Source organism: Zhongshania sp., from assembly GCF_047636175.1.
Classification (GTDB): Bacteria; Pseudomonadota; Gammaproteobacteria; order Pseudomonadales; family Spongiibacteraceae; genus Spongiibacter.
This window is the reverse complement of sequence record NZ_JBLIKC010000002.1, coordinates 1-13209: the sequence shown is the minus strand read 5'-3', so window position 1 is coordinate 13209 and position 13209 is coordinate 1. Positions and strand designations below refer to the sequence as shown.

Here is a 13209-nt window from a genome sequence, read left to right as displayed (position 1 = left end):
CAGGTATGGCTCAAATTAAACAGACTAACGCTTTTGATCCCACGCAGCTGGTTGAACTCAATATAGAGGGTGTGAGTAAACGGCTGAAGATGAATGTTCACGGATCAAAAGACACCATCATTTCTGAAAAACTGCGTACCGAGCAGTCCTGGGAGCCCTACGAAACCCAACTAGTTATCACGCACTTTAAAGCCGGTGGCGTATTCGTCGATGTCGGTGCCAATATTGGTTACTACACACTGCTGGCAAGCGCGATGGCAGGGCCGAACGGTAAGGTTCTTTGTTACGAGCCGGATGTACAGAACTTCGTACTACTGCAGGAAAATATCAGGCTGAATGACCTGCACAATGTGACGCTACATGCCCTGGCACTAAGTGACCGCAACGAAGACGGCGAATTGTTTCTTTCAACTGACAACTTCGGTGACCATCGCATTTATTCAGACGGCGGCGAGCGCAATAGCCGCCCTATTCAATTGGTGCACGGCGACCAACACCTCGAACCCCAAACTCAGCACATCGACTTCCTGAAAATAGACACTCAGGGCGCCGAGTATTTTGTGGTGAATGGGCTACGGAAACTGATCGCGGCCAACAGTGCGCATTTATGTATGATTCTGGAATTTTGCCCCTACGGAATTCGCCATTCGGGCGCTGATGGCCATCAGCTTATTGAACTGCTCGAGAGTTTTGGCATGCAATATCACATTATTGACCATATCGAGCACCGCCTGATTCCGGCGCAAGCTAAGGACTTAAGCGACTGGGTTAACGAGTTGGCGCAAGAGCCAAACAACGAGGGCTTTATTAACTTGTTCGTAACACCACGAGCGTACACCACATTTTAAGCCGCCAGCACAGAGTCGGAAATGAAAGCCATTAGCGCTGCGGAAGTTTTGGTATTCTCTTAAGAGCAGGCTATGTGTTGCTCGACCCATTACCAGCTAAAAAAATAGCGCCTCAACAAAAATGTGTGAGGCTCTAGCGTCACATTAGCGGCCTGTCGATGTCTTTTCTGATCCTCGTACTCGGCTTAACAAGCCTTTCCCGCCACTGTGTGCGCTGCTTAAAAATCACTTATTTTGGCTATTTCTGCACCTTTAACCGAGGTGAACACTAGCGTTAATACCATGACCTCGATAACGGGCTGTGCGACACATTGTGATTTATAAAAAACGCGATATGATCAGCGAAGGGAAATTTGACAGAACTAAAGGGAATTAGTCTTCGTTTGACCTGTGCTCGCTAATTGCGAAGCCACCATCTCATTGAATCCCCTTATATTTTTTCATCCATAATGACGCCCCAACTTTGATAAGCGGGCTAAAGTAACGGGGGTAGCGAGTCTCCATCACTAGCTGTCATGAAAAAAATGACAGCTATAATGAAGTTCTTTAGCATTTTTTTAATTGTAATATTAATCGGTTGCTGTTCGACTGCTCTCGTGAGGTGCAATCCTGATTACAAAGGTCAGAATAACTCAGGGTTGGGTGTGGATGAACTGCTAAATCAATTTAAATCATATCCAGAAGTTGATGTTGGGATTGAGTGTGGCTGGCAAGTTTCTGAAGTAAATCTGCGTGTGCTCTTTATTCGTTTACACCGCAATCGCACCCGCTCATAAATCTTATATTAAGCAGGCAGTTGTTAAAAAAGACGGGGGCATTTGCATCTAAAAAATCGCTAGATACGGTAGAAAAAAGACGTCTGAGATCAACTTATCAGAGGTTTCACTGCGCCAAATAATAAAATCAAAGGAAATTTCAGTGCTGAGTAATGCATAACAAAAAAAGGAATTAAAAGATGAATAAATTATGTTTTCTTTGTGGTGAGAAGATTTCTGACAAGAGCACGAAGGAACATATTATAGGAGACTCATTTCTTACTCGGCTGAACCTAAAAAACCAAACATACACGTTTAATCTCGGAAGTGTAGTGGCATAGTGAATATGGCCACCTGATTAGAGGTGATATGATTGTGGGTTCAAATGCTCAAGGCAACGCTCTCATCTGTTGAAGTAAAGCACCCATGCATTGCTAAAAAGCGCAGCACGCGGCTTTCTCGGCATCTTGCATTAGCTGGGGCAACGCCATAGCGAGCTAGCATTAAAGACCACCACCGCCGAGAAAGCAGTTTTGGCTATTCAGTTGTCGCTAACTGTTTACTAATCCGCAGGGCCAACAAGGTACATAGCACGCCAGATAGCAGATAGAAGGTCACCGCGATTAGCCCAAAATGCATCGACAAACCCAAGGCAATTAGTGGCGCAAACGCCGCACCAAACAACCACGCTAAATCTGAGGTTAAGGCTGCACCGGAATAGCGAAAACGCCGGTCCAAATTGGTTGTGACGATGCCGGAGGCTTGACCATAGGTAACACCCAATAGCGCAAAGCCAATCAATATAAAGGCGTCTTGCATAATGGGCGTTCCGCTGATTAGCATTGGTGCAAATAATGCAAAAATGGCAATCAATACCGCCATCAGCGAGATAGTAGTACGCTTGCCAATGCGATCAGCGATCAGTCCAGAGGCAATGGTTGCCGCAATCCCTATACAGGCGCCGATGCATTGAACAATTAGCACATCGCCGATCAGCTGCGACTCTTCAAGGTAGATCCAAGACAACGGGAAGATGGTGACAATGTGGAAAAGTGCGTAGCTTGCTAGTGCGGCAAAGGCGCCCAAGAAAATAATTGGGCCTTGTTTGTCGAGCATTTCACGAGTGCTGATGGGTTCTAGCTCACTTTCTTCTAGGGCGAGGGTATATTCCTCGGTCATTACTAAGCGCAGGCGGGCAAAGAGCGCCACCACGTTAATGGCAAAGGCGACAAAGAAGGGATAACGCCAAGCCCACGCCTGAAAATCTTCGGCACTGACACTGTTAATTAAGTATAAGAACAATAGGTTAGCAATCAAAAAGCCTATTGGCGCGCCAGTCTGACCAATCATGGCATACCAGCTACGCTTAGCCTTCGGGGCATTCAAAACTAGTAAAGACGGTAAACCGTCCCATGAGCCGCCAAGGGCAAAGCCCTGTAGGGCTCGAAACATAGCAAGGAAGAAAATAGACGTGCCGCCCAAGGTATTATAACTCGGTAAAAATGCGATACCGGCTGTGGCCGTCCCCAGTAAAAGTAATGAAGTGGTAAGTTTTACACTGCGGCCCCAGCGACGCTGAATAGTCATAAACAACGCGGTGCCAAAAGGTCTGGCTATAAATGCTATCGAAAATATCGCAAAACCGTAGAGCATGCCCTCAAGTGTGCTGACAAAGGGGAAGAACACACTGGGGAACACCAAAACGCAGGCGATACCAAACACAAAGAAGTCGAAATGTTCTGATGCTCGACCAATAACAACACCGATAGCAATTTCTCCGGGGGCTACAGGAGAATGACCCGGCGGGGTTTGCATTTCTATGGCCGTGGAGCCACTATCTGTATTAGACTTGGTTGTACTAGTCATAGCGCAATTAATATCCAAATTTAGTGATTGGTTAAAGACTACTCTCATTGTGACGACCCAGCCATAGGACAAATTGTCCAATTCTCTCAGCCATCTATTTAGCTTAAAGTCACACTCTATTCTTACACTTGAATTTGTGAGTGCCGATGTTGACTCTTAAAACGATACACAAGATTTTCTTTACGGCCACCGCTACATTGCTGGCGGGCTGCGATACCGTCGTGATGTCTCCGTCTGGTGATATTGCCGCTCAGCAAGCAAATCTGATTGTCTGGGCGACGGGCCTGATGCTGATTATCGTCGTGCCAGTCATTTTCTTCATATTGCTATTTGCTTGGCGTTACCGTGCCAGCAATAAAGAAGCTGTATATGAACCCGACTGGGATCACTCGACCAGCCTAGAATTACTTATCTGGGCTGCGCCGCTGGCCATCGTCATCGCCTTGGGTGCGCTAACTTGGGTAAGCACCCACCAGCTCGATCCATATCGCCCTCTAGATCGTATCAGTGAAGGTAGGCCAATTCCCGAGGGGCAAGAACCCCTAATCGTCGAAGTGGTGGCAATGGATTGGAAATGGCTATTCTTTTACCCGGAATACGGCATTGCGGTAGTTAACCAACTAGCAGCTCCGATAGACCGTGAAATCAAGTTTAAGATTACATCCACCACCATGATGAACTCATTTTTTATTCCGGCTCTAGCGGGTCAAATATATGCGATGGGCGGCATGGAAACCAAACTACACGCCGTTATTAACGAGCCTGGGATCTACGATGGCTTCTCTGCAAATTACTCTGGAGCCGGTTTTAACGGTATGCGCTTCAAATTCTTAGGCATGGCTGAGGAGGACTTCGAGCAATGGTTAGCCCAGGCAAAAACCGAGGGCGAAGTGCTTAGCCGCAGCGTATATCAAGAGCTAGCCAAACCCAGCGAATACAATCCTGTGCAGTACTACAGCGAGGTTGAACCAGCACTTTACGACTCTATTCTCAACCGCTGCGTAGAACCCGGCACACCATGCATGAAGGACTGGATGTCGCCAACTCATGGCGAACACCACAGTCAGGCTAGTGCCGACTCGCAGAGTGAGGCCGGCCACAAGCACTAATATATTACGCGCAGCCTGGTAATTGCTTCGCGTTCGTCCCATTCACTGACAATGCCCCACGGGCACTGGTAATTTTCATGACTGAACAGTTTGATCTAGGTAAGCTTATATTTGGCAGGCTCAGTTGGGACGCCATACCCTTCCATGACCCGATACTGCTAGGCACCTTCGCTCTGGTTGCCATTGGCGGAGGAGGACTGTTATCAGCACTAGTCCACTTCAAGGTTTTGGGCTATTTGTGGCGGGAATGGATCACCAGTATTGACCACAAGCGCATCGGCGTGATGTACATGATCCTAGGTTTTGTGATGTTGTTGCGGGGCTTTTCTGACGCCATCATGATGCGGATTCACCAAGCAATGGCATTTGGTGATTCTACGGGCTTTTTACCACCCGATCATTACGACCAAATCTTTACTGCGCATGGCGTTATCATGATTTTTTTCGTGGCGATGCCTTTCGTAGTCGGGTTAATGAACTACATAGTACCGCTCCAAATTGGTGCCCGCGACGTCGCATTTCCCTTCTTAAATAATTTAAGTTTCTGGATGACCGCGGCCGGTGCTGGTCTCATTATGGTGTCGCTATTTGTAGGGCAATTCGCCAAGACCGGGTGGCTCGCTTATCCGCCACTATCAGGGATACTACAAAGCCCTGGCGTGGGGGTGGATTATTACATTTGGGCTTTGCAGATCGCCGGGGTAGGCACGCTCTTGTCGGGCATTAACCTAGTGGTCACCATCGTTAAAATGCGCGCGCCGGGCATGAATTTGATGAAGATGCCGGTTTTTGTTTGGACTTCATTGTGCGCTAATATTTTGATTATCGCGGCCTTTCCAGTTTTGACCGCGGTGATGGGCATGCTTACCCTAGATCGCTACTTAGGAATGAATTTTTTCACCAACGATCTTGGCGGTAACTCCATGATGTACGTGAATTTAATTTGGATCTGGGGTCACCCAGAAGTCTATATCCTTATTCTGCCACTTTTTGGTGCGTTTTCTGAAATAGTTGCTACTTACAGCCGTAAGCGTCTGTTCGGCTACTCGTCGATGATTTACGCCACCGTCGTGATTACAGTACTAGCCTACATGGTATGGCTGCATCACTTCTTCACAATGGGCGCTGGCGCGACGGTGAACAGCTTCTTCGGCATTGCCACCATGATTATTTCCATACCTACCGGCGCGAAGTTGTTTAACTGGTTGTTTACTATGTACCGAGGCCGTATTCAGTTTGATGTGCCCATGTTATGGACCATAGGCTTTATGATCACGTTTGTAATTGGCGGCATGACTGGGGTGTTATTGGCAGTACCACCTGCAGACTTTGTACTGCATAACAGCCTTTTCCTCATTGCCCACTTTCATAACGTCATTATTGGTGGTGTGGTCTTTGGTACTTTTGCCGCTGTTACTTACTGGTACCCAAAAGTTACCGGCTACAAGCTCGATCCGTTCTGGGGTAAGACATCATTCTGGTGCTGGTTTATCGGTTTCTACCTAGCATTTATGCCACTCTATCTGCTGGGATTCATGGGTGTAACAAGGCGCATGAGTCGCTTCGATGATCCATCACTGCAGATTTGGTTCCAGATTGCGTTGGTTGGTGCGGTGCTAATTGCAATGGGTATTCTCTCCTTCATCATTCAACTTTATGTCAGCTACAAAAAACGTGATTCGCTGCGCGATGAAACCGGTGACCCATGGAATGGCCGCACGTTAGAGTGGTCAACCTCATCACCACCACCACCGTACAACTTTGCATTCACTCCGCGCGTTCATGACATAGATGCATGGTGGCAAATGAAGGCCAATGGCTTTGTACGCCCTACAGACGGCTTTGTGCAGATACATATGCCCAAGAATACTCCGGCGGGAATTATAATTGCAGGTATTAGCGGGGTGATCGGTTTTACTCTGATCTGGCATATGTGGTTGCTTGCTAGCATCGCTTTTGTCGGTCTAATGGCCATCATTATTGTTCATACCTTCAATTACAAACGCGATTACTACATACCAGTAGAGGAAGTGGAGAAGGTCGAGGCAGAATTTGCAGCTAAACAAATCGAGGTGCTTGCCTAAGATGTCTAATTCAACAGCAGTGCCGGCAGAACAGCCGGCTAAACTTGAGTTTTTAGTGCGCGAAGAAGATCACGTAGCCAACGGCACCTTATTGGGTTTTTGGATCTACTTAATGAGCGATTGCCTGATCTTTGCCGCGCTATTCGCAACCTATGGCGTATTAAGCCAAAGTTATGCTGGGGGACCAACCGGCGCAGATCTGTTTGACCTGAACCTTGTAGCAATAAACACCGGCTTTCTGTTGTTTTCGTCGATCACCTACGGCTTCGCTATGCTGCAAATACAGCAGGGCAAGTTGAACGGCGCAATGATTTGGCTGGCTCTCACCGGGTTGTTAGGTGCCGGGTTCTTGGGCTTAGAACTGTATGAGTTTTCTCATCTAATACACGAAGGCGCAGGTCCGCAGCGCAGTGCTTACTGGTCGGCATTCTTTGCACTAGTAGGTACCCACGGGCTACACGTTGCCTTTGGCATAATTTGGTTAGTGACTCTACTGGTACAACTTCGCAAACACGGCATTAACGTTGCCAACCGTCGCCGGCTATTTTGCCTATCAATGTTCTGGCATTTCCTTGATGTCGTCTGGATCGGCGTATTTACCATTGTTTACTTAATGGGGTCATTATCATGAGCGAACACGATCAACACAGCCTAGAGCACCACGAGGAAGCCGGCCCCCACAGCACCTTCAGCGGCTATATGATCGGCTTTATGGCGTCGGTGATCTTGACGACTATTCCTTTTTGGCTAGTGATGGCCGATGTACTTAGCTCTAGGAATGCGACCGTTATTGTCATCCTGGGCTTTGCATTGGTGCAAATTCTTGTGCATATGGTTTACTTTTTACACATGAATTTTCACTCAGAAGGGGGATGGAATATGCTTTCACTGATGTTCACTCTGCTTTTAGTGTTCATTACCCTAGCGGGATCACTGTGGGTGATGTACCACATGAACGTTAATATGATGCCCGGCATGTGAACTGGCAGCAGTTGATTATGGTGGCCCACGCAGCTGAGAGAAATCGCCGATGCAAAAACGTAGCACACTAACCAAATGGACTATTGCTGTTGCCGCTTTATTTTCCTTCGTCAGTTTGATTCTGCTCGGCAACTGGCAATTAGATCGTCGTATTTGGAAGCTAGATCTTATTGAGCGAGTTGAAACGCGGGTTCTTGCATCACCAAAATCAGCCCCAGCCGCTGGGCTGGCAGTTAGTAAGGATGCCGATGAGTACCAGCGAGTTTCAGTGACCGGTGAGTTCCTCAGCGGTAAAGATACCCTTGTCGTTACTGCCACTGGACTCGGCAGCGGTTACTGGGTAATGACGCCCTTTAAGCGTGTTGATCAGAGCATCGTTTTAATCAATCGAGGTTTCATCAATCAAGGTGTTCAAGCGGCACCTGCACTAACAGGCCAACAGCAAGTGGTGGGCTTGTTGCGAATGACCGAACCTAAAGGCAGCGTGGTACGATTAAATGATCCAGCTCTAGATCGCTGGTACTCACGAGATGTGACTGCGATTGCAGCTCGCCATGAGCTAACTGCCGCAGCCTATTTTATTGACGCTGAGAAGCGCGATTCTGCACAAAAGCCACTGCCATTGCCACTGGAAAAATCGCAGTATCCCGTTGGCGGACTTACGGTCGTCACTTTTTATAATAGCCACCTCGTTTACGCAGTCACTTGGTACGGCTTAGCACTTATGATTATTATTGCCGCGGTCATCGTTGTTCGAGAAGAGCGAAAATCAAAATCGAACTAAATCCGGCTGCGACTTAACGGTGCACATAGGTGTATTCTTTAGGTTACCGACAGTTAAAGATAATAAGCACCCCTATTATGACCGCCGATCTTACGCTACATATTCAAACGACAAGTAATGATACTGACACCCTTGGTAAGCACATGCGTCAACTTGTGCAACTGCGTTGGTTGGCGGTACTCGGTCAATTTCTAACTATTATCGTTACCCACTTCGGTTTTGGCGTAGACCTGCCAATGCAAGTAATGTTGACCGTGCTAGCTGGGCTCGTAGTATTCAATGCACTTAACGAGATTGCCCTGCGGTTTAGGCACCAGGTCCGCAACGCAGAGCTTTTTATGGGTCTGCTGGTCGACATGTCCACATTGACTATGCAGTTGTATCTCAGCGGTGGCGCGACAAACCCCTTTGTTTTCCTTTATTTATTACAAGTTGGACTAGCCGCGGTACTCTTGGCGCAGTCCTATGCATGGGTACTACTGGGCCTCGCTACAATGTGCTTTCTTTGGCTGGCCGAGGCGGCCCAACCACTTGATTTACCACATGATTATCACCTAGGTATAAAAAGTTACTATGTCGAGGGCATGCTAATCTGCTTCGTCCTTAATGCGGCTTTGCTGGTGGTTTTTATCAACCGTATAAACCGCACTCATCGCGAACACGACGCCCGTTTAGCCGAATTACGTCAGCGCGCGGCAGAGGAAGAACATATTCTTAGGATGGGCTTACTGGCCTCGGGTGCAGCCCACGAACTAGGTACACCGCTGGCCACCATTGCGGTTATTCTAGGTGACTGGCAGCGAATGTCCTTTCTTAAATCAGACCCAGATCTTGGTGAAGAAGTAACCGAGATGGAAACCCAGGTTAAACGCTGCAAAGCTATTGTTAGCGGCATACTTTTGTCTGCAGGTGAGACCCGCGGGGAATCTTCCGGCGAGACTACTGTATGTGAGTTTTTTGATGAACTGATCGAGGAATGGCAAGACACCCGCAAAGTTCGTGAATTCAGATTTCAAAATTTATTTGGCGAAGACATCGATATAGCGTCAGATATCGTACTGAAACAAACTATTTGTAATCTCTTGGATAATGCCTTGGAGGCATCTCCTGATTGGGTTGAGCTGGTGGTTTTACGCGAAAACGATGCGTTACTTGTGCGCGTCATCGATCGCGGCCCTGGATTCACCGACGATGTTTTTAGTCGCCTTGGGCAACCCTACCAATCTACCAAAGGCAGACCTGGCAGCGGTCTTGGCTTATTTCTGGTTTTCAACGTCGCGCGTATCTTAGGTGGCCAAGTAGGAGCCGGTAATCGCTTGGAAGGAGGCGCTGAAATAAGCCTTCGCCTGCCGTTAGAAGCACTCCGACTAAAAGAGGTTTAACGCGATGACAGATGACAGCATTAGCATTCCGCGCACCCTCATCCTCATCGAAGACGATGCCGCCTTTGCCCGAACATTAGGGCGATCATTAGAGCGACGCCAATATGCTGTTCTAAGTACCAATAGCCTAGAAGGTGCTAAGCGTATTTTGGAAGATCACTCCCCTGGCTATGCCGTGGTAGACCTGAAGTTAGATGGCCAAGCCTCCGGGCTTGCCTGTGTGCAGGCTCTGCACAAACACGACCCCGATATGCTCATTGTGGTGCTTACCGGTTACGCAAGTATTGCAACAGCAGTAGAGGCAGTAAAACTTGGCGCCTGCCACTATCTTGCAAAACCCTCAAATACCGATGACATTGAAGCGGCGTTTAATAGCGCTGGCGGTAATGTGGGAGTAGAAATTCGCGGCCGCGCGACCTCAATCAAAACTCTCGAGTGGGAACGTATTCACGAAACCCTTGCCGATACCGGTTTCAATATCTCAGAAACCGCAAGAAGGCTGGGTATGCACCGTCGAACCCTCGCCAGAAAACTCGCAAAGCAGCAGGTTAAGTAACTAATTTTATAATGATTAGTCATTTTATTGTGCCGCGAATTCAAATCCGAATTACATCATCTGATCCAGTAGACCAAGGGGCCAGCTAAAGATGATCGCCTTTTTTCTACAGCAGGAGATGAAGTAGTAATGGCAACTTATAAATAACTGCCTATAGCCAACGTTGCCCGTTAGCAGTCAAGACTAAAATAAATCCGAAATGGGATAGTCGACATTATTGCGGCAAGCCACTTAGAACTTTCTAGAAACGGCGGGGACACCGGGCATTGTCATTTAAGTTCACAAAGGACTGGGTATAAGGCGTGAAGCGAGAGGTAGATAAATTAAATTCTCGTTCAATATAAACTTAGCATTCAAAAAATCTGGTCAATTCACACATCAGCATAGAGCTGCGTCAGTAGCTTAAAATTCAATTCACTTCGAAATCAAATAAGCATAAGTATATTTCCCAATAAACTTATGTTTATTCACACCCTACAATCTTTGGTGTTTTATCATTAAGTCTTAAGCAACACCAAAAATAGAAATAATTAGGGCCAGAAATGAACGACAAAGATGCTGTTAATGACCTGCTGTCGCGCACCAAAGCAATCCTGCATACAATTGTAGATGGGGTAATCACAATCAGTGATCGAGGTCTTATTGAGACCGTGAATCCCGCCGCAGAAAAAATATTTGGTTACCGTATTGAGGAATTAACCGGGCATAACGTTTCTATGCTTATGCCTAACCCATACAAACATGGACATGATCAATATTTAAAGAATTACCTAGATACGGGTGAAAAGAAAATCATCGGTATCGGCCGACAGGTCACTGGCCAGCGCAAAAATGGCAGCACCTTCCCATTAGAACTCGCGATCAGTGAAATGGAAGTAAACGGCCAACGCATGTTCACCGGTATTGTTCGGGATATATCTGAGCGTAAAGAGACAGAAGAAAAATTGCGCAGCGCCATGCGTCGGGTTCACGAACAACAGATTAAAGATGAGTTCATTACTACGGTAAGTCATGAGCTTCGCACGCCATTAACATCGATAAAGGCATCGCTTGATCTTATAATTAGCGGCGCTATCGATTCAAACCCCGGCCAAGTAGAAATGTTAATCAATATTGCGCATAAAAACAGTGAGCGCTTACTTTTACTAATAAATGACATACTTGATATTTCTAAAATTGACTCAGAAAAGATGTTATTGAATCAAGAAAGAATCAAGCTAAAGCCGTTTATCGACACAGCAATCTTTGACAATCAAGTTTACGCCGAAAAGCATCGGGTTAAATTCGTATTAACACACTGTCCATTAGATATTTGCATTAACGCGGACCCTGATAGACTGATGCAGGTTATGAGTAATTTAATGTCTAACGCCGCTAAGTTTTCTCATAAAGATTCATTGGTTGAAATTAGTGCCCACATTATCGACGACAATATACGAATCGCAGTCTGCGATAAGGGACGGGGTATTCCTGTGGAGTTTCGAGACAAGGTCTTCGATAAGTTCACGCAAGCCGACAATTCGAACACCAGAGAAATGAGCGGTACTGGCTTAGGGTTGCATATATCTAAGTCCATTATTGAACAGCACAATGGCGCATTATCATTTATTTCTGAGCTCGATAATGGCAGCACGTTTTATATAGACCTAAAACAAGCCCAGCCCACAACAACGGCTGACAGCGATGAGTGAGATTACAGAGCTGACTAAATTAATGTATATCGAAGATGAGACAGACATACGCATTGTCGCTGAAATTGCGCTTTCTCAGATCGCCGGCTTCACGGTTAAAATATGTGCTAGTGGTAAAGAAGGCCTAGAGTCTCTTGAAAATTTTAGACCCCAACTGATTTTACTTGATGTCATGATGCCGGGTATGGACGGACCACAAGTACTTGAAAAAATCCAACAACTCCAGGAATTTTGTGAGACACCAGTGGTGTTTATCACCGCAAAGGCACAGATTGAAGAAATCAATAAATTAAAGACCTTGGGCGCTATCGATGTCATTACCAAGCCATTTAATCCAATGACGTTAGGCGACGAAATCAAAACTATTTGGCAGCGCCACCATGACAACTCAAAACGATAGTCATAACGCAGATACCGTTGATGATCAATTAGTCCAGTTGCAAATAAGCTATATTGCTAAGCTTGATCAAAAACTGCAGGATATACTTGATCTTTGGAATACTTTTAAGAGCGGCGATCAGCCTAAGGACGAGTTTCAAACACTATACCGTGCCGTGCACAGTATAGCGGGCACCTCTTCAACATTGAACATCACCGAAGTTAGCAGACTGTGTTCGGGCCTAGAAGAAGTCTTGTTGCCAATGTTAAAAGCCGATGTCTTTGACGCCAATGATATTTTAGGCATAGAACCCCAGATTTCTGAGCTAAGCACACTGCGTGAAAGCAAAGATTACAAGCCGAATCCAATTAAATTAAATGGCTGATGCGCTGAGATCTTAATGCAGATGTGGCATTCTACTTTCCATTAAAGCCCCGAGTAGTCAGACCTACCGGCGGTTTAGTTTTGTTTCCTCCAAAGTCCGTTTATCTAATTATATTTGGGTCCTTTTTTACAGTTCTGTGGCAAGGCTTTCCTAGCTGCTGTTTAACTATGGCCTACATTGAGCCGCAATCTCGACCTATCGTTTCTCAATCCCATAACCGGGCTTGTCGGCATACCCCTTCTATTTAGTTTGCACGTGCTGTTCGTGGCGACACCATCTTCGCTTAGCCATAAAAAGCCCCAATAGCGTTAGCTATTGGGGCTAGTATCTAGAATGCTGGCCAGGACCCGCCCCGCGAGCGCAGCGAGTGCGGCGGGTAAGTCGGCCCA

The 13209-nt window shown here is 46.7% G+C and carries 12 protein-coding genes; 11 read left to right on the top strand and 1 reads right to left on the bottom strand.

From position 1 onward, the window contains the following. The first annotated feature begins 5 nt into the window (after window positions 1–5). Window positions 6–848 carry an FkbM family methyltransferase gene (locus ACI955_RS01165; RefSeq protein ID WP_415241901.1) on the top strand — a complete coding sequence of 281 codons (843 nt, stop codon included), beginning with the start codon at window positions 6–8 and terminating at the stop codon, window positions 846–848. A gap of 1292 nt (window positions 849–2140) precedes the next feature. On the opposite strand, the gene ACI955_RS01160 is transcribed toward ACI955_RS01165, so the two are convergent. Then, entirely contained in the window at window positions 2141–3469 is a 1329-nt protein-coding gene (locus ACI955_RS01160; RefSeq protein ID WP_415241900.1) for an MFS transporter, read from the bottom strand. A 146-nt stretch (window positions 3470–3615) separates the two neighbouring features. Here ACI955_RS01160 and cyoA point away from each other — a divergent pair, with 146 nt between their 5' ends. The 10 genes from cyoA (at window position 3616) to ACI955_RS01110 (ending at window position 12820) form a co-directional block, all read left to right on the top strand. Continuing rightward, window positions 3616–4578 carry a ubiquinol oxidase subunit II gene (gene cyoA, locus ACI955_RS01155; RefSeq protein ID WP_415241899.1) on the top strand — a complete coding sequence of 321 codons (963 nt, stop codon included), beginning with the start codon at window positions 3616–3618 and terminating at the stop codon, window positions 4576–4578. Between the two features lie 77 nt (window positions 4579–4655). After that, window positions 4656–6662 carry a cytochrome o ubiquinol oxidase subunit I gene (cyoB, locus tag ACI955_RS01150; RefSeq protein ID WP_415241898.1) on the top strand — a complete coding sequence of 669 codons (2007 nt, stop codon included), beginning with the start codon at window positions 4656–4658 and terminating at the stop codon, window positions 6660–6662. A 1-nt stretch (window position 6663) separates the two neighbouring features. Next, window positions 6664–7293, top strand: coding sequence for a cytochrome o ubiquinol oxidase subunit III (gene cyoC, locus ACI955_RS01145; protein WP_415241897.1), 630 nt, complete (start codon window positions 6664–6666; stop codon window positions 7291–7293). Then, window positions 7290–7643: a cytochrome o ubiquinol oxidase subunit IV gene (gene cyoD / locus ACI955_RS01140; protein ID WP_415241896.1), complete on the top strand. Its 354-nt coding sequence runs from the start codon at window positions 7290–7292 to the stop codon at window positions 7641–7643. Before cyoC ends, cyoD begins: the two co-directional genes overlap by 4 nt. 49 nt (window positions 7644–7692) lie before the next feature. Then, entirely contained in the window at window positions 7693–8427 is a 735-nt protein-coding gene (locus tag ACI955_RS01135) for an SURF1 family protein (protein ID WP_415241895.1), read from the top strand. A gap of 77 nt (window positions 8428–8504) precedes the next feature. Next, window positions 8505–9809, top strand: a complete 1305-nt coding sequence (locus ACI955_RS01130) for an ATP-binding protein (protein WP_415241894.1) — start codon at window positions 8505–8507, stop codon at window positions 9807–9809. 4 nt (window positions 9810–9813) lie between these two features. Beyond that, window positions 9814–10365, top strand: a complete 552-nt coding sequence (locus ACI955_RS01125) for a response regulator transcription factor (protein ID WP_415241893.1) — start codon at window positions 9814–9816, stop codon at window positions 10363–10365. A gap of 542 nt (window positions 10366–10907) precedes the next feature. After that, complete coding sequence (locus tag ACI955_RS01120; protein WP_415241892.1) at window positions 10908–12056, top strand: PAS domain S-box protein; 1149 nt, start codon at window positions 10908–10910, stop codon at window positions 12054–12056. Beyond that, a complete protein-coding gene (locus tag ACI955_RS01115; RefSeq protein ID WP_415241891.1) occupies window positions 12049–12456 on the top strand; it encodes a response regulator in 408 nt (135 codons plus the stop codon). The genes ACI955_RS01120 and ACI955_RS01115 overlap by 8 nt, the downstream gene beginning before the upstream one ends. Next, window positions 12437–12820: an Hpt domain-containing protein gene (locus tag ACI955_RS01110; protein WP_415241890.1), complete on the top strand. Its 384-nt coding sequence runs from the start codon at window positions 12437–12439 to the stop codon at window positions 12818–12820. The genes ACI955_RS01115 and ACI955_RS01110 overlap by 20 nt, the downstream gene beginning before the upstream one ends. Window positions 12821–13209: the final 389 nt, after the last annotated feature.